This is a genomic window from Salicola sp. AFF1, from assembly GCF_056783195.1.
In genome coordinates this window covers 152224-170795 of the sequence record NZ_JBXAYL010000004.1, presented here as the reverse complement: position 1 = coordinate 170795, position 18572 = coordinate 152224, and the positions used below count along the sequence as shown (strand labels likewise).

Below are 18572 nucleotides of genomic sequence, written 5' to 3'. Positions count from 1 at the left end.
ACTTTCCCAGGCACCCGGCCTCAGATCGCCATCAGGTCGTTTTCCTTGGCCTTGAGGAGTTCGTCGATCTTTGCAACGTACTTATCCGTAAGCTTCTGGATATCACCCTCAGCCTTCTTCTCTTCGTCCTCGGTGATTTCCTTTTCCTTAAGCAGTTCCTTGACGTCACTGTTCACGTCGCGACGCACGTTACGCACCGCTACCCGGCCCTGTTCCGCCTCGTTGCGCGCGTGACGCACGTACTCCTTGCGCTTGTCCTCGGTCAGCGTAGGCATGGGGACACGGACCACTTCCCCCGTTGTTGCGGGGTTAAGGCCCAGATCCGCCATCATGATGGCCTTCTCGATCTTGGGCGCCATGTTCTTTTCATACGGTGAAACGGCAAGCGTCCGGCCGTCTTCCGCGGAGACATTAGCCACCTGCTTGAGCGGCGTCATCATGCCATAGTAATCAACCTGCACATCATCCAGGATGCTCGGATGAGCCCGTCCGGTCCGGATACGCGCGAAGGCCTTGCTCACAGAGTCAACCGCCTTCTGCATGCGTTGTTCAGCGTCTTGCTTGAGCTCGTCTAACACGGTTTCCGCCCCTCTGTTCAGGCTTCCTCAATAAGTGTTCCTTCGTTACCACCAAGCGCGATCTCACGTAACGCGCCCGGCTTCCCCATATTAAACACACGCACGGGCATGTTGTGATCACGGCACAGGCAGATGGCGGTAAGGTCCATCACACCAAGGCGACCCGCCAGAACCTGATCATAGGTCAGCCGGTCGTACTTGAAGGCTTCGGTGTTGGAGACCGGGTCATCGTTGTAGACCCCGTCCACCTTGGTAGCCTTGAGCACCACATCCGCGTCGATCTCGATCGCCCGCAAACATGCTGCCGAATCAGTCGTGAAGAACGGGTTCCCGGTGCCGGCGCAGAACACCACCACATCGCCGCCCTTGAGTTCACGCATGGCCTCACGGCGATCATAGTGACCCACGATGCCGCTCATGGGAATCGCGGACATCACCCGGCTCTGGATGTTCGAGCGCTCGAGGGCATCCCGCATGGCCAACCCGTTCATCATGGTGGCGAGCATCCCCATATGGTCACCCGTCACCCGGTCCATACCAGCCTCATTGAGGGCGGCACCGCGAAACAGGTTGCCGCCGCCAATGACGATGCCCACCTGAACCCCAATGCTGACCAGTGAGTCGATCTCGACCGCCATGCGGTCAAGTACCTTGGGATCAATCCCGAATTCGTGATCACCGATCAGAGCCTCGCCACTGAGTTTGAGCAGAACGCGTTTGTATCGGGTCTGTGTCGTACTCTGGGTGGGCATGGCCTGTGACCTCCTGACCGGTATTCTGGATACAAACCGGCCGCAACCCCCTGAACGTCCCGGACGCCAGGCGATGCGGCCCGAATCAATGACGGGTCACGCCCGTCCGAACGCGGTGCTCAACCGTTGAGTTGCGCGGCAACCTCGGAAGCGAAGTCCGTATCGTCCTTCTGGATGCCTTCACCCACTTGATAACGAACGAATGTAACAAGCTCAGCACCATGCTCCGTAAGCAGATCCTTCACAGCCTGGTCCGGGTTTTTCACAAAACCCTGCTCAACGAGGCTGTTTTCCTTCAGGAACTTCTGGATCCTGCCGGTCATCATCTTCTCGACGATCTCGGGCTTCTTGCCTTCCATATCAGGCTGGGAGCGGATGACTTCGCGCTCCTTCTCAACCTCTTCTTCGGGCATGTCATCCGGCGTTGCAACCCGCGGGTTCACGGCGGTTACGTGCATTGCAAGATCACGTGCCAGTTCGGCGGAGCCGCCCTTGAGCGCCACCAGCGCCCCCATACCATTATTGGAGTGAACATAGCCTCCAACCACATCACCCTCAAGGCGCACGGCCCGGCGCGCGGTGATGTTCTCTCCGATCTTCTGGACCAGCTCTTCACGCTCCTTCTCAAGGTCGTCCACCACGAGCTGGTTCATATCGGTTTCGCCAGCCTGATACGCAGCATCAAGCACGCGATCCGCAAATGCCAGGAAATTGTCATCACGGGCGACAAAATCGGTTTCGGCATTGATCTCGATCATCATGCCAACACTGGCATCGTCGGCCACCTTAATGCGCACCACGCCCTCGGCGGCGGTGCGGTCAGCCTTCTTTGCGGCCTTCAGGCCGGACGACTTACGCAGCTCACTGATCGCGGCTTCCACGTCGCCTTCCGCAGCCACCAGCGCCTTCTTGCATTCCATCATGCCCAGGCCGGTGCGCTCACGCAGCTCCTTGACCTGTGCGGCAGAAATTGCAGCCATTATCTGTTCCCCACTTGAATCAATTCGGTTGTTGCCGTTCGCGCGGGCCGGGGCTTACTCAGCCGCCGGCGCCTGCGGTTCTTCGTCTTCGCTGACTTCGACAAACTCATCAGCGGCACCGCCACCACCTGCCTGGGTGCCTTCAATGACAGCGTCTGCCACGGCGCGAACATAGATCTGAACCGCCCGGATCGCGTCATCGTTGCCCGGGATGACCACGTCGACACCCTTGGGGTCGCTATTGGTGTCAACCACGCCAATTACCGGAATACCCAGCTTGTTGGCTTCCTTGATGGCGATGTCTTCGTGATCCACGTCGATGACAAAGAGCGCATCCGGCAGACCGCCCATATCCTTGATACCGCCGATGGAGCGCTCAAGTTTTTCCATTTCGCGACGGTGGTCCAGCGCTTCCTTCTTGGTCAGCTTGTCCAGGGTGCCGTCCTGGTCCTGCTGTTCCAGGTCGCGGTAGCGACGGATCGACTGACGGATGGTCTTGTAGTTCGTGAGCATGCCGCCGAGCCAGCGATGGTTCACATAGGGCATGCCGCAGCGCTGGGCTTCTTCCTTGACGATCTTGCTTGCGGAGCGCTTGGTGCCCACAAACAGGATCTGATTCTTGTTTTCCGCCATCTTCTCGACCTGGTGAAGCGCTTGATTCAGCGCCGGGACCGTATGCTCGAGGTTGATGATGTGGATCTTGTTACGCGCGCCAAAGATGTATTTGCCCATCTTCGGGTTCCAGTAGCGCGTTTGGTGTCCAAAGTGTGCGCCTGCCTTGAGCAGGTCGCGCATGCTTACCTGTGCCATTGCTATCACCTTTTAAGCTTGGGTTACGCCTCCACGCATCCCATCATCCGACCCCGAAGCCACCCGGCTATCGGAGCACCCGGGATAATGTGCCGATACGTGTGTGTATTGGTTTTTGCCGCTGCCCGATCAGCTCGTTGGGAACTCCCCGGTACGGCGCGCGAATTTTTACCACAAAACGCGACCAAAAGGAAGTTACACCTTACAACAGCCCCGTTAAATGTGGGCAAACACGACGCAAAGACCCAGAAGGGATCACAGCTCGTGCGCCAGCTTCAATCTGTCACCATGAGGCGGTAGAATAGCGGATTTGGATCACGATACTTCGGGAGCGGCATGAGCGTTCAGATCAAGACGGTCGACGAGATTGAAAAGATGCGGGCAGCCGGACGGCTGGCCGCCAGTGTTCTGGAGATGATTGGTGATTACATCAAACCGGGTGTGACCACCGAGGAACTTGACCGGCTCTGCCACGAGTACATCACCGAGCACGGGGCTACACCCGCCCCCCTGAACTACAAGGGCTTCCCCAAATCCGTGTGCATCTCCGTCAACCAGGTTATCTGCCACGGGATTCCCAGCGAAAAGAAGGCCCTGAAAAACGGTGACATCCTCAACATCGATGTCACCGTTATCAAGGACGGCTATCACGGTGATACCAGCAAGATGTTCGTAGCCGGCACCGCTCACCCCGCTGCCGAGCGGCTCAACCGGGTCACCCGGGAATGCCTGTTCCGTGGCATCGAAATGGTCCGCCCGGGCGCGACGCTCGGTGATATCGGCGCCGCGGTCCAGAAGCACGCCGAAGCCAATCATTACAGCATTGTCCGCGAATACTGCGGCCACGGCATCGGCAAGGGCTTCCATGAAGAACCCCAGGTGATGCACTTTGGTAAACCGGGCACCGGCCTGGAGCTGCAGGAAGGCATGACGTTCACCATTGAACCCATGGTCAATCAGGGCAAACGCCACAGCAAGGTGCTTCCGGATGGCTGGACTGTCGTGACACGGGACCGGAAACTATCAGCCCAGTGGGAGCACACAGTGCTGGTCACCGCGGACGGCTACGAGATCCTTACCCTTCGCGACGGTGAGGAGCCGGCCTGAGCCTTATCCCCAACGCGAGGTGCGCTTGCCATGAATACCACCGGTGCCATCTTTAACCCGGAGGAGCACCTGGATGCTGCCGCTCTGGCGGAAGAAATCCGCAACGCAGCCTCGCCCGGTGTGCCTGTACGCCGGCATCTTGAATACTTGCAGCAGGTCATGGCGGACGCATTCCGCGCCGGCACCGATGTGCGGTCACTGGTGCACGCACGGGCGCGCATCATGGATACGGTGCTGGCGCTGCTCTGGCAGCACTCGCCTCTCGGCGGCGCCCGAGACCTGTCGCTGGTCGCGGTAGGCGGCTACGGGCGTGGCGAGCTTCATCCCTATTCGGACATAGACCTGCTGATCCTGACCAGCAGCTCCGGCGCTGAAGGGCACGAAGAAGCGCTGTCGGCCTTCCTCACCCTGCTCTGGGACCTGGGCCTGGATATCGGCCACAGCGTACGCAGCATTGAGGAATGCGTATCCGCCGCGCGCGAGGACGCCTCCATCCTCACCAACATGCTCGAGACGCGGCTGATTGCCGGTAATGCCACACTCCCCGAGCAGCTGCGCGAACGCGTCTACTCCAGTGACACACTTTCCGACCGCGACTATTTTGCAGCCAAACGCCGCGAACAACAGAAACGTCATGGCAAATACGGCGCCACAGAGTACAACCTGGAACCCAACCTGAAGGGCTCGCCCGGCGCGCTGCGCGACATTCAGACCATCATCTGGGTCGCCCGGCGCCATTTCGGGCTGGATGACCCCGCCGACCTGATGCACTTCGCCATTCTCTCGGATGAGGAATTCGCCATACTGCGCGACGGTGAAACCTTCCTGTGGCAGCTGCGTTATGGGCTCCAGATCCTGGCGGGGCGCAACGAAAACCGGCTCCTGTTCGACTACCAGCCCGACCTTGCCCGCATGCTTGGCTTTTCCGAACAGGACGGGCGCCTCGGCGTGGAACTGATGATGCAGGCCTATTACCGCAGCGTGCTGGCGCTGGCCGAGCTCACGGACGTCACCCTGCAGCACCTGGATGAGGAGATCCTGCGAGCGGACGAGGCGGAACACATCCAGCCGGTGAACCGCCGCTTCCAGATCCGCAACGGCTACCTGGAGGCCAGGAACACCCAGGTCTTCGCCTATGCCCCTTATGCGCTGCTCGAAATCTTTGTGGTACTGGCCCAGCACCCGGAAGTGAAAGGCATCCGCGCTCCAACGATCCGTGCCATCCGGGCCCACCGGCACCTGATTGACGACGCTTTCCGCCAGGACCTGGCCTGCACATCGCTGTTCATGGAACTGCTGCGAACCCCGCACGAACTGGACACCACCCTGTCCTACATGAAGCGCTACAACGTGCTTGGCCGCTACCTGCCGGAATTCGGTAACGTCATCGGGCAGATGCAGTACGACCTGTTCCACGTCTACACCGTCGATGCCCACACGCTGCGCGTCATCAGCAACATGGTCCACATCCAGACCCCGGAGGGCCGCGACCAGTTCCCACTGGCGTCACGACTGAGCCACCAACTACCCAAGCCGGAACTGCTCTACATTGCCGGCCTCTTCCATGATGTGGCCAAGGGCCGAGGTGGCGACCATTCAGAGCTGGGCGCCATTGACGCCACCCGATTCTGTCAGCAGCACCACCTGAGCGACCGCGACACCAAGCTGGTGGCCTGGCTCATCGAGAACCACCTGCTGATGTCGCTCACCGCCCAGAAATGCGATATATCCGACCCGGCCATCATCCGCGAGTTTGCCCGCAAGATCCCGAGCAAGGTCCACCTCACCTATCTCTACATCCTGACTGTATGCGACATCGCCGCCACCAACCCGAGTCTTTGGAATACCTGGCGGGATTCGCTGCTGCGTCAGCTCTATATCGAGACCCGGCGAGTCCTGCGCCAGGGTATCGACAGCCCCTTTGACCGCAACGACTGGATCCGCGCCACCTGCGAGGAAGCCCGCGACATGCTGCGCAACCAGGGTTACAGCAACGAGCGGATTGACGCGGTCTGGAACACCCTGGACGACGACTTCTTCCTCCAGGATGCCACCGTGGACATCGTCTGGCAGACCGCCGCCATCATCCGCCATGGCGATAACCCGGACCCACTGGTGATGATCCGGGACACCACCGGTGGGCCCACGGACGGCTATACGCATATTGTGATCTATATGCGCGACCGGGACGCGCTTTTCGCGGCCCAGACAGCGATACTGGAACAGTTGCACCTGAATATCGCAGACGCCCGCATCCTTTCCGGAGAAGGCCCCTTCAACCTGAGCAGCTACATCGTGGTGGATGAACAGGGCCAGCCTCTGGGGAAGGACCCCGAACGCCGGGATCATGTGCGCGAACGCCTCGTGGAGGAACTGGATGACCCCGATGACTACCCGGCCATCATCGAACGCCGTGTTCCGCGCAAGCTCAAACACTTTGCCTTCCCCACGGAGGTGACCATCTCCACCGACACCGCCAACCACCGCACCATGGTAGAAGTGGTCACCCCGGACCGGCCCGGCCTGCTGGCCCGTATTGGCCGCATCCTGCTGGATCATCACATGCGGCTGGTGAGCGCCAAGATCGCCACGCTGGGGGAACGGGTGGAAGACATCTTCTTTGTGACGGACGAGCGCGGCAACCCGGTGGAAGATCCCCAAGCCTGCGAATCCGTGCGGGACGCCCTCTGCCAGCAACTGGATGAAGTGGCCGGCCTCAGCGGCCAGAACGAACAGGAAATCTCCGTATGACCCCCAGGCCCGACGACCGCCGCTCCAGGGTCCGATTGTGCTATCCATTGGGGACCCCAAACACCGGGAACCTGAGCCTCATGGATGATGAGACCTTTGCCAGGGCGCTCCACAACGAGGAGAATGTAACGGTATTATCGGGGCGCTAGCTATCGCGCACCAGCGGGGGCATCAACCCGGGCGAAAACCGGGTCCGGATGGCACTGGTTGCGTCCCAGGAGGCGTGCGTCGAGGCCGCCCAGCGCATCGCCCACTTCATTGAACGCCGGACACAGAACGGATCCACCTAACAGGAGAGAGTCAGGACCATGAGCTTTGCATTCGGCATTGGTATAGGCACCCGCAATCAGAAGCAGGAGTGGCTGGAGGTCTATTACCAGCAGCCCGTCCACGCCCCCGACAACAGCCTGGTTGAGATTGTGCGCAACAACATTGAGGCACTGGACGCCGGCAACGCAGCGGTAGCCGCCGACGCCAACCAGCTCCAGACCCTGGCGGACCGGCTTGAGGAAGCCGGCTACGCAGACCTTGGCGCGCTCGCCGACCAGGCGAGTGAAAGCTCCCTGCCGGTGGTTGTCACCCTGCTGAACACCGATGCCGAGGCCGCCAGCACCCCTGAGGTCTACCTCAAGCTGCACCTGCTTTCCCACCGCCTGGTGAAGCCCCATGGTGTCAACCTCAAGGGCATCTTCCCGCTACTGCCCAACCTGGCCTGGACCAACGAGGGCGCTATCGACCTGGAGGAGCTTCCCCAGCGCCAGCTCCAGGCACGCGCCGCCGGCCGCGTCCTGGAGGTCAAGGCCGTGGACAAGTTCCCGCCGATGACCGACTACGTCGTCCCCAAAGGGGTCCGGATCGCGGATACCGCCCGTGTCCGCCTGGGTGCCTATATCGGTGAAGGGACAACCGTCATGCATGAAGGCTTCATCAACTTCAATGCTGGCACCGAAGGCAAGTCCATGATCGAGGGCCGCATTTCAGCCGGTGTGGTCGTGGGCGAGGGGTCCGACCTGGGGGGCGGTTCCTCCACCATGGGCACCCTCTCCGGTGGCGGCAACATCATCATCTCGCTGGGCGAAAACTGCCTTCTGGGCGCCAACGCCGGCATTGGCATCCCGCTGGGAGACCGCTGCACCGTGGAAGCAGGCCTCTATGTGACCGCCGGAACCAGGGTGCAGGTGCTCGATGACAACGGTGAGCCGGTACAGACCGTGAAGGCACGCGAGCTGGCCAGCCAGTCCGACCTGCTGTTCCGCCGCAACTCCGAAACAGGGGCGGTGGAGTGCCGGACCAACAAGACAGCGATCACGCTGAACGAAGAACTCCACGCCAACAACTGAGCACCGCATGAACGAGACGCGCACTGCCACCCTCCAGCTCGCCCGGGACCTGATCAGCCGCGCATCGGTCACGCCGGATGACGCCGGCTGCCAGCCGATGCTGGCGGAACGCCTCGCCGAAGCGGGCTTCCGTGGCGAGGACTACCCTTTTGGCGAGGTGCGCAACCTCTGGTTGCGCCGGGGGCAGAACGGCCCCCTGTTCGTGTTTGCCGGCCATACTGACGTGGTGCCCCCTGGGCCGGAAAGCGAGTGGACCACCCCCGCCTTCGAGCCCACGGAAAGGGACGGGACGCTGTTCGGCCGGGGGGCGGCGGACATGAAGGGCTCTGTCGCCGCCTTTGTGACGGCCGTTGAGCGCTTCGTGAGCCGCAACCCCCAACACAGCGGCAGCATTGCCCTGCTTCTCACCAGTGACGAAGAAGGACCAGGGCGGGACGGTACAAGGCGCGTAGTTCAAGCCCTGGCCGATCAGGGCATCCGCCCGGACTGGTGCCTGGTCGGTGAGCCTTCCAGCAGCCACCAGGTCGCGGATACCCTTAAAAACGGGCGCCGGGGCTCGCTTTCCGGCCACTTGGTGGTGCGGGGGGCGCAGGGCCATGTCGCCTATCCCCAGTTCGCGGACAACCCGGTACACCGGGCTGCCCCGGCACTGGCGGACCTGATCAACACCGAGTGGGACACCGGCAACGACCATTTCCCGCCCACCAGCTTCCAGATCACCCGCGTGGAGGCCGGGGAAGGCGCCATTAACGTCGTCCCTGGGACCGTCGCCGTGGACTTCAACTTCCGGTTCTCCAGCGCCGTCACGGAGGCCCAGCTTCGCAAACGGGTCACAACGGTTCTCGATCGCCACCGGCTGGATTACGAACTGGAATGGCACCTCAGCGGCGAACCATTCCTGACCGAGCGGGGCGAATTCATTGATGCAACAGTGCGTGTGATCGAGCGGATCACAGGCCAGCGCCCAACCCTTTCAACAAGCGGTGGGACTTCGGACGGCCGCTTCATCGCGCCCACGGGCGCCCAGGTAATGGAACTCGGCCCCCGCAATGCCACGATCCATAAGGCCAATGAGTGCGTGGCGATCGAGGATCTGGAAACCCTTTCTGAGGTCTACGAGGGGGTTCTTGAGGAACTGCTGGCGGGCCAGCCGGGCTGACCCGCACGGAGGAAGGACTCAGTTGTCTTCGACGATGGTCACGTCATTGGCCTGGAGACCTTTTTCCGCCTCCACCACCTTGTAGCTCACCCGCTGGCCCTGGCGCAGGACGCGCCGGCCTTCACCCTGAATGGCGCGGAAATGGACGAACACATCGCCGCCGCTGTCACGGGTAATAAAGCCAAAGCCTTTCTTAACGTTGAACCACTTGACGGTCCCTTCTTCCCGATCCTTGTCTTTCTTGCCGCCCCCCAGAACCTTGCCGCCCTGGCCGGACTGATTGCGTGACCCACCACCAGTACGTACAGCAAGACCGGATGCCACCAGCGCTACGATGACAAAGAGCGCATAGGTAAGCAGGTAGTCACGGACCAGCGAGCCGGAGGTGTCCAGATACAGATCGATGTCGGCACCCAGCGGAATCAGCGCCAGAATGAGCGGCGCCGGCAGGGAAACCAGCAGTGATGCGTAAAGTGCTTTGCGATTGATTGGCATGATTGATGTTACTCTCTTGTGACCTCTTTGTTCAGGCAGCGCGCATCATACCAGAACGCATCCGATGCTGACGAAGCCGGACTACGCCCCTCAAGCCAGGACATGACGGCGGCCTGATCCAGCACCAGCTCCGACGGCCCCTCACGCCATTCCCCCTCCAGCGCCGAATGCTCAATCGACGCTTCCGGATCCAAAACCTGCTGCGGCGTCTCACCCCGGGCCAACGCCACCACTTCCGCCTGCTGATCCATGGTGCTGCGCCGCTCCAGATGGGCCAGCCGCACAGGCCCACAACGCCACTCAAAACGCAGCATCGCCGCGGAAGCGCTGAGCACCGACATCACATGCTCTGGTTCGGCGGCGCGCGCCAGCTGCGCCTCGTCAAAAAAGCTGAAGCCCCAGTCATCCCAGGGCGAGGTTGTTGCCGCCCTTACCGCCACCTCTAGAGCCGACTGTTCCACGGCCATTCCAAGCCATACCTCAATCGCTGGCTGGCGTTTCCGGCACCAGGCCATCACATCCGCAACGCTGGCATCCGGCACCCTGATACTGTGGCGCATCCTCAGCGAACCACCCGAGCCCCGGGCCAGTGGTGGTCCATCATGGGCCACTATCAGGGCAATCGAGGGATCACCCACCAGCTCCGACCATGCCAAAAGGCCTTCGGCCTGAACCAGTGAAGCGAGCAGCTCAGCATCTGTCGACTCAAGCAGGAACCAACAGGCACTGGCCCCGCTCCCCGCACGGATGTCCCTCATGGTCTGCCATAACGCATGCCCTTGCCGAAGCAGGGCCAGTACGGGGAGGAGCCAGAGTTCATGATCGTCACCCGTGGCCCTTTCCGCGGCCTGACAAGCAGCTTCTGCCAACCCTCGAGCGGTCAAGGCTTCGCCACGGCATAGCTCAACCGGGCCGCGCACGGACCCGGCGAGCGCTGCCAAGCGGCGTGACTGAGCCAACGAGGCTTCACTGACTGGTGCAATCCGTTCGGGATGGGGATTATGGTCGTGAACAGGAAGTGGTTCTGTGACGTGATGCCGGTTTTCCATACCAAGTCCCTCTGGTTCCCACGGGCGGCGTCCCGCCGCCCCGTGTGTCTTTCAATCAAACGCGATTGTAATGGTCTTCATAGCGGACGATATCATCCTCGCCCAGATAGCTCCCGGTCTGAACCTCAATCACCTCCAGAGGAATTACCCCCGGATTGGACAGACGATGGGTCACACCCAGAGGAATATACGTGGACTGATCCTCGCTCAGCAAGGTTTCCTCCTCGCCACGGATCACGCTGGCCGTGCCGCTGACAACCACCCAATGCTCCGACCGATGATGGTGCTTCTGCAAAGACAGGGTTGCCCCGGGATTCACCGTGATGCGCTTGACCTGAAAGCGTTCACTCCGTGCCACGCCCTCGTAGCTGCCCCAGGGGCGATGCACCTTGCTGTGAAAGCGGTACTCATCCCGACTGTCCGCCTTGAGGCGGTTCACGAGCTTCTTCACATCCTGAACGCGGTTGCGATCCGCCACCAGCACCACGTCATCCGTTTCGACAATCACATGATTATCCACACCGATTGCCGCGACCAAGCGTCCTTCAGAGTGAAGATAGGATTGGGAGACATCCTCGGCGATCACATCACCGCGCATCACGTTGCCGTCATTATCCTGATCCTGAAGCTCCCAGAGCGAGGACCACGAGCCCACATCGCTCCAGCCGGCATTCAATGGCAACACCACGGCACGTTCAGTGCGCTCCATGACCGCATAGTCAATGGAGTCTTCCGGGCACTCAGCGAAAGCCTCTTCCGAGACCCGGACAAAATCCTGATCGTCCCGCCGTGATGCCCAGGCCCGCTGACAGATCGCCAGGATATCCGGCCTGTGGCGCTCCAGCTCTGCCAGGTAATCGCTTGCCCGGAACAGGAACATGCCACTGTTCCAGTAATAGTGGCCCTCATTGAGATAACCCTGCGCCGTTACCGCATCCGGTTTCTCAACAAACGCGGCAACCGGCAGCGCACCACCGGCCACAACCTCCGGTTCCGCCCGGATATAGCCATAACCGGTATGCGGACTGTCCGGCACAATCCCAAAGGTGACCAGGCGCCCCTGGTGCGCCGCTTCCTCCCCCGCCTGTACCGCGTTGACGAAGGCATCGGTATCGCGCACCACGTGATCGGAAGGCAGTACCAGCATCACCCCGTCCGGGTCCTGCTCCTGAACGCGAAGAGCCGCCAGTGCTATGGCAGGTGCTGTATTACGCCCGACGGGCTCCAGAAGAATCCGCCCGTGCTCGGCCTGCTCACCATAACGCTGCAGGTGCGCGGCCACGATGAACCGGTGCGCCTCATTGGTGATGACCGACAGACTTGAGCACCCAGGAACCGCGCAGGCGCGCTGAAGGCTTTCCTCCAGAAGGGATTCCTGCGTATTCAGGGCCAGAAACTGCTTTGGATAGGTTTCGCGTGAAAGGGGCCAGAGACGGGTTCCTGAGCCGCCGGAAAGGATGACTGCGTGCATGGTTTTTCCCTGTTGAACAATGCCCCAAAGGGTACCGCAGGCGGCGCCGCACGAAAAGCGCCGCCCGCAGCCGCCGCCTCAGCTTTCCTGCCAGCGGGCCACTTCTTCCTTGCCGTACTGCTTGCGCCAGGCGTTCAGGGTCTTTTGATTGCCCCCACGGGTCTGCACCACTTCACCGGTATGCGGGTTCCGGTACGTCTTGAGCGGACGCTGCTTGCGACCATCATTACTGGCAGCACCACCGCCCTGTTCCAGCTTATTCTTGACGCTCGAATCCAGCGTCGCAAGCACTTCCAGCATGTCCTTACCGGACTTGCCGTATTTGTTCATAAGCTCGTTCAGCTCTTCCTTGAAGTCGAGCTCTTTCCGCAGCTCCTTGTCCTCTTCCATCTTCTGGATTTCATCCTGAAGCTGCTTGAGCGTTTGCTGCTTTTCGTAGTAGGTGGAGATTTTACCCATTAACTAACCTCGTGTTCATCATTTGTTATGACTCGGGGTCCTTAACTGTTCATGCTTGAACGTCCTTTGTAAGTTTATTCTATAGTTATTTTGAATTTTGACAAGGGCCTTTCGGTTTTTCCCGATGACTACTTTTTTATTCGTCAAATCACCCCATGACCGAGCGCAGGAAACGAATTGACCCTGGATTCAAGTAATAAATGCAGCACCGCCTATATTCCTGAATTCAGATAATAACTGCAGCACTTTGGCGTGAACCGGTAGAGATAGGAGGGCCGTCGCCGGTACCCTCCGCGCCTTTACCGACCAAAGTGAAGTGCAGATGGGATACCGACAACTGACCCAGCGACAACGATACCAGATTGAGGCGGGCTTGCAGCACCAGTGCCGTCTTCGAGCCATAGCAAGAAAGGTCGGATGCAGCAGTAGCACGGCCTCGCGTGAGATCGGGCGCAACCGCACCGGCACCGGCGAGTACTGCCCGGAGCAGGCCCAGCAATACAGCGACAAGCGACGCCGCAGTGCCCGAAAGGCGCATAAACAGGCCCTGTCGATCATTGTGTGGGTCAGTGCCCGCTTGCGCGAGCGCTGGAGCCCGGAACAGATTGCCGGCTTTATTCGTCGCTGTGGCAGCCGTCTGGTGTCGCATCAGTGGATCTATGAGTTGATCCACTGGGATAAGGCCGCCGGTGGTGATCTGTGGCGCTACTGCCGTCATCCCAGTCACAGGCGCTATCAGCGCCATCTGGCCAAGAGAGCCGGGCTGGGACGCATCCCCAACCGGGTTGGCATCGAGGATCGGCCCGGGCACGTGGATGAACGCCTCACGATTGGCGACTGGGAAGGCGACACGGTGCTTCATGGCCATAAGCAATCCGGCATGGTGACGCTGGTGGAGCGGCGCAGTGGCTACCTCCTTGCGGAGGTTCTGCCACAACTCAAGGCCGAACCCACGGGCGAGGCCATCATCCGCCAATTCCGGCGCATCCGTGGGACTGTGAAGACGCTGACGTTCGATAACGGCTTTGAGTTCGCTGCCCATCAACGGGTGAGGGAGGCGCTCAACGCGGCCACCTACTTCTGCGATCCCTATTGCTCAAGCCAACGGGGAAGCAATGAAAACACCAATGGACTGTTGCGCCAGTACTTTCCGAAAGGGACGGATTTCAGCACAGTCAATGATTGCCAGCTCAAAGAGGCAGTGGAGCAGCTCAATGACCGACCCCGTAAACGGCTCGGTTACCGCACACCGGCGGAGGTGTTCTGGGGTGAGTACTCAAGAGCACTGAATACAGGGGGTGCTGCATTTATTAATTGAATCCGGGAACGACTCTAACCCCACCAATTCCGGCACAGCAGCCTTACCAATAACGTCCATCATCAACGAGTTACGGATTCAGGTAGCAGGGAGTCATAATGGTGGCGACAATAACTATGATCGCCACCACAATCATCACCTCCGATAAGGGTGAAACTGCGGGCTCACATTCCTCTCGTTGACATCAGCAATGGCAGCCAGTAACCGATCCATGCTGATAAGGCTGATCAACGCAGTGGAACACAAATGCCATACTGAAAATCGCCCTACAATTCACCTTCTCAATCGCCGGAAACTCCAACAGACGAAGCCAGTTCCCTGAACAACCGGCGGACTCTACGGGCATTACGGGGAACCGTCAGATCCAGCTCGGCCAAGTCATCCTGTCCCGTTTCCATCAGCACCATGCGCTTGAACCCCACACAGGCTTTACTCTCGCAGGGCACCGGCACCGCCTCGACCACTGGCCCAATGCGGGCTCTCACCTGCGCATGAGTCAGCGTTCGGTAGGCGTCAAGCAACTGCCACGCCAAAGTCAACTCCTGTGGAATGGAATCCAGCGCACCGTCTGCTGCTGCGGCATTTCTTGAAACCTGCATCTCGCGCATGCTTTTTTCGAGTTCCGCTGGCAGCGCATCCATCTCACCCATCAGATACTTGTAGACTTGGCGATTACCTTCAGAGTAAGCACCCGTCTGTTCCGACGCATACTGCAGACTGTGCGCCCAGAGCCGCGGTTTCAACGAGCGTTCTGTCATATCCCGATTTTCCAAGGCTCCCAAGGCTGTGTCGAAAAACGACTCATCCAGTGCGCCTGGGACCTGCTCGTACAGAAAACCAGCACTGGATTGGTCTGCCGAGGTTGGCACGTCCAGTCGTTTGGCAATGGCGTCATGGTAATTCACCCGGAGCCCTGCAAAACGTGCTTTTGACGAGCTTGACGCCACCACGGGAAACTCCAGGCTCTGAATAAACTCAAAATCCTCCGTTACCGACGAGACGCCCCAGTTGGTCAACAATTCGGTACTCAACCAGTAGAACGGACTCTCTCTCAGTGGTCCTTCCGGGAGGCGCGTCTTGTACCGCTGATGGATGGTTTCCATGTGGCTGGCATCAACCCGGAGGGGACTGTTACTGGCCATAATAGACAGGACCCCATCCGCCACAGAAAACACCCGCACATGCTCAAAGGACTGTCGGAACGTGTTGAGTATGATCATCACCGTGCCGGGCTGTACGTCAAACAGAGGAAACCACTGGCAATAAACGCCCTGGGGAGCCAGACGCTGACTCACCACCTGCAGGAACTCGCGTGAAAAGAGATTTTCCACACCGTTGACCCAGGGATGATTGGGTTCCGATACAATAATATCAAACTGCCTCTCGCTCCCCTTCAGAACCTTGAAGGCATCGGAAGGGATCATGTTCACCTTCTCGAAATAGGGCTGCTGGGTAAAATTGTCGTTTTGCTCGTCGAACTCGGGCAAGGCCTTGATCACCCCTCTGGCGATCTCGGCCACCTGTACGGACTGCACCGTGGGACTCTCGGCAAATATCGAGGTGGAAAGCCCACCGCCGAGGCCTACCACGAACACGTCACGGGGGTTCTTGACGACTCCCAACGGATACAGCGCATTCATTGCCCGAACCTTTACATCCCTTTTTCCAGTATTCGGATTGCCATTGATAAAGAGCGCGGGATAATCGTTCTTTTCCGCAACAGCAACGTGTGCGGCAGCCCCATGATAAACGGAGTTCACCTCGTAGGGATCACGGAGTTGGCGTAATGCCGGTTCCACACTGGTCGCGGTAGGGGACAGCTTCTGTATTGAGGCCGCGCCCGGGATGAAGCGGCTGTCATCCCAGGCAGGCAGCCAGAGCACACTGATCATCAGGACCAGCGCCAACCCCGCCTTCGGTTTCCAGCGCTCCAGCAACGGCTTTCCCGCAAACAGAATCATCAACAGGGTCACGCCCACCAACAGCATGTTGATCTTGAACACTTCGCCCCACCGGAAAAACAGAAACAGGTAATAGCCCCCCAGCATCGAACCCAATACACTACCCAGGGTATTGATGGCATAAAGGCGACCCGCGGTATGAGAAAGATGCTGCGACCGTGACCGCAGGTAGTTGAACAGCAGGGGCAGGTTCATGCCCATGAGCCCCACGGGCACCAATAGAATCAGCGTTAGGAACAGGAATACGGCGGTCCAGTAAAGCGGGATATTGATAAAACTGCCGGCAAATACGGTGCGTATTCTGGTCAACCATTCCGGCCACAACGGAACGGAGAAATACAGGGCAACCAGACTCAACACCATCGCGAGCTGGACCCAAAAGAAAAAATTCCGGTCGGTGACCTGCCGCCGGCCAATCCAAAGGCTGCCGGCTGCAATACCGAAAACAAAGGCGGCCACGATCATGGCAAAGGTGTAACTGGAGGACCCCAGGGTCAGCCCCGCTACCCGTATCATCAGGTTCTCCAGGGAGAAAACGTAAAACCCGGAAAGGAACGAAATGCCAAACAAGAGCCACAACCACCAACCCTGATCCTCGTTGGATTGTTTTTCAGGTTCTTGTTGAGGCGTAACACCCTGGAAGTCATCCGGTGCGCGTTTGAACATGAGCCAGGTGACGAAGGCAATTCCCAGATTGACAAACGCGGTAAACAACAGCGTGAGTGGCAACCCCCAGGTATCGATGAACACAAAACCGGTGAGCAGGGCACCCAGCACGGCGCCCAGAGTGTTCAGCCCGTACACCAGCGCGTGCGTGCCATGGCTGGCACCGAAGGAACGGGAGAGCGCCTGAGTCAGAACCGGAATGGTGGCGCCCATCAACAGGGTAGGGAAGCCGATGAAAAGGGCGCAGAAAACGAACCCCAGATAGAAATCCGTCGTCGGGCTTGCCCCACCGGCCGGCATCAATGCGACCAACTGGTGGTACAGCTGGGGCGAAACCAGCACATAGGCTCCAATGGCCCCCTCGATCAGCCCATAGAGAAAGAGACGGTTGCGAATGGGCATGCGATGGATGTTCCGTCCGATGAGGCTGTAGCCCAACGAAAGAAACAGAAAGAAAACGGCCAGCACCAGACTGGTGGCCATGGCATGGCTGCCGAGGTAAAAAGACAGGTACTTGTGCCAGGTCACCTGATAGACAAGCCCCGTCAAGCCGGTAAGAAAGGTGAACAGGTAGGCGAGCGCGTAGCGCATTGAGATTCCCTTTTCCTGTGAGATGGCAACTACCTCTGTTTGAAACAGACTTACTTCAGGCATTCCAGGGCAATGATTTGGGCAGGCTCAGTCTATTGCCATAATTCCGCAACGGCTGTACACGGATCAATAGGGTCTGGCCGCACAGCTATAAATGCTGCGAGTCGACGATAGGAGCCGTGAGCATGGCCGGCTAACAGGTTCAATAATTGCCCAGGTTTACGGGTTTGCCGGCTTCGCCGGACAAAAAAATCCCCTCGGTTTACCGAGAGGATTTTTTCTTGCTCTCAACTCACTGTGGCCGAGGATGCCAGCCCCCTTCCACAGGTCCCATCAACGACATTCAGACGGACGGTATTCGGAAGTAAGACTCCCCCCTGAACAGTCCCAGGAAATCCGACCTGTAGGCGGTGTACCAGCGGTAAGCATACCCGCATTGTCCATTGGTACAAAGGTTATCGTACCCATGCCTGCTGCTGCCGTGGTCGTGACCGTGATTGTACCATCCGTGCCATCGATTGCGATCATAGAAACATTATCGGTTGCATTAGGTGTGGTGTATCCAGCAGACAAATCCATTGCTGCTGAGGCCGCATTCTCACTGACTGCCACTTTCGCTCCTGATGCAAGAGAAAGGGCCTCTGAAACACGGGATCTAACGGTGTAATCCTGATAGGCAGGAATAGCCACAGCCGCAAGAATACCAATGATCGCCACTACGATCATCAGCTCGATCAGGGTGAAACCCTGCTGTTTCTGATTTGTTCGGACCGATTGCATATCGTCACCTCCGGGGTGTTGTCATTATGTTCACTTAAGCAGCGCCTAGCGGCATCACCGCTATCAATAACGCCTTAACAGGAGTAAAGCAGTGATTGTGCCAAATGCCGCCCAATCTTTTTATTTGATAAATTTCAATCGGTTACAGAATAATGCCCCACCGACCGCCACCCCCGGAAAGCTACAAACCGACACTCTAAGTCAGCGCAAGTGACGCTTTCTGTCACCCTCAGCGCGAAAAATGACGCCCCAGCTTTACCCTGCCCCCCCTTCCTTAATTGGCCTTCCGCGAGATGACCATTTAA

At 59.1% G+C, this 18572-nt stretch carries 15 protein-coding genes; 5 read left to right on the top strand and 10 right to left on the bottom strand.

What is annotated here, in order from left to right:
- Positions 1-20: 20 nt before the first annotated feature.
- From frr to rpsB, 4 genes are all read right to left on the bottom strand, one after another.
- Complete coding sequence (gene frr, locus AC1RQI_RS04335; protein ID WP_416635626.1) at positions 21-542, bottom strand: ribosome recycling factor; 522 nt, start codon at positions 540-542, stop codon at positions 21-23.
- A gap of 53 nt (positions 543-595) precedes the next feature.
- Positions 596-1330 (bottom strand): UMP kinase, encoded by a 735-nt coding sequence (gene pyrH, locus AC1RQI_RS04330; protein WP_416635214.1) that lies wholly within the window; start codon positions 1328-1330, stop codon positions 596-598.
- A gap of 119 nt (positions 1331-1449) precedes the next feature.
- Complete coding sequence (tsf, locus tag AC1RQI_RS04325; protein ID WP_416635215.1) at positions 1450-2310, bottom strand: translation elongation factor Ts; 861 nt, start codon at positions 2308-2310, stop codon at positions 1450-1452.
- A 54-nt stretch (positions 2311-2364) separates the two neighbouring features.
- Complete coding sequence (gene rpsB / locus AC1RQI_RS04320; protein WP_416635216.1) at positions 2365-3120, bottom strand: 30S ribosomal protein S2; 756 nt, start codon at positions 3118-3120, stop codon at positions 2365-2367.
- 336 nt (positions 3121-3456) lie between these two features.
- On the opposite strand from rpsB, the gene map reads away from it, so the two are divergent.
- The 4 genes from map to dapE all read left to right on the top strand — a co-directional run bounded on the left by map (position 3457) and on the right by dapE (position 9477).
- Entirely contained in the window at positions 3457-4227 is a 771-nt protein-coding gene (gene map, locus AC1RQI_RS04315; protein WP_481903800.1) for a type I methionyl aminopeptidase, read from the top strand.
- Positions 4228-4257: 30 nt separating this feature from the next.
- The gene (locus AC1RQI_RS04310) at positions 4258-6978 is read left to right on the top strand and encodes a [protein-PII] uridylyltransferase (protein ID WP_481903799.1); all 2721 of its coding nucleotides are present in this window, start codon (positions 4258-4260) and stop codon (positions 6976-6978) included.
- A 308-nt stretch (positions 6979-7286) separates the two neighbouring features.
- Entirely contained in the window at positions 7287-8318 is a 1032-nt protein-coding gene (dapD, locus tag AC1RQI_RS04305; protein WP_481903798.1) for a 2,3,4,5-tetrahydropyridine-2,6-dicarboxylate N-succinyltransferase, read from the top strand.
- A 7-nt stretch (positions 8319-8325) separates the two neighbouring features.
- Positions 8326-9477: a succinyl-diaminopimelate desuccinylase gene (dapE, locus tag AC1RQI_RS04300; protein WP_481903797.1), complete on the top strand. Its 1152-nt coding sequence runs from the start codon at positions 8326-8328 to the stop codon at positions 9475-9477.
- Positions 9478-9495: 18 nt separating this feature from the next.
- On the opposite strand, the gene AC1RQI_RS04295 is transcribed toward dapE, so the two are convergent.
- From AC1RQI_RS04295 to AC1RQI_RS04280, 4 genes are all read right to left on the bottom strand, one after another.
- Positions 9496-9972 (bottom strand): cold-shock protein, encoded by a 477-nt coding sequence (locus tag AC1RQI_RS04295; RefSeq protein WP_481903796.1) that lies wholly within the window; start codon positions 9970-9972, stop codon positions 9496-9498.
- An 8-nt stretch (positions 9973-9980) separates the two neighbouring features.
- Positions 9981-11021: a hypothetical protein gene (locus AC1RQI_RS04290; protein WP_481903795.1), complete on the bottom strand. Its 1041-nt coding sequence runs from the start codon at positions 11019-11021 to the stop codon at positions 9981-9983.
- Between the two features lie 55 nt (positions 11022-11076).
- Complete coding sequence (locus tag AC1RQI_RS04285) at positions 11077-12492, bottom strand: mannose-1-phosphate guanylyltransferase/mannose-6-phosphate isomerase (protein ID WP_481903794.1); 1416 nt, start codon at positions 12490-12492, stop codon at positions 11077-11079.
- Positions 12493-12570: 78 nt separating this feature from the next.
- Entirely contained in the window at positions 12571-12951 is a 381-nt protein-coding gene (locus tag AC1RQI_RS04280; RefSeq protein ID WP_416635224.1) for a histone-like nucleoid-structuring protein, MvaT/MvaU family, read from the bottom strand.
- 322 nt (positions 12952-13273) lie between these two features.
- Here AC1RQI_RS04280 and AC1RQI_RS04275 point away from each other — a divergent pair, with 322 nt between their 5' ends.
- Positions 13274-14269 (top strand): IS30 family transposase, encoded by a 996-nt coding sequence (locus AC1RQI_RS04275; RefSeq protein WP_481903793.1) that lies wholly within the window; start codon positions 13274-13276, stop codon positions 14267-14269.
- Positions 14270-14550: 281 nt separating this feature from the next.
- On the opposite strand, the gene AC1RQI_RS04270 is transcribed toward AC1RQI_RS04275, so the two are convergent.
- Positions 14551-17109, bottom strand: coding sequence for a spermidine synthase (locus AC1RQI_RS04270; RefSeq protein ID WP_481903792.1), 2559 nt, complete (start codon positions 17107-17109; stop codon positions 14551-14553).
- A 711-nt stretch (positions 17110-17820) separates the two neighbouring features.
- Positions 17821-18267: a pilin gene (locus AC1RQI_RS04265; RefSeq protein ID WP_481903791.1), complete on the bottom strand. Its 447-nt coding sequence runs from the start codon at positions 18265-18267 to the stop codon at positions 17821-17823.
- Positions 18268-18572: the final 305 nt, after the last annotated feature.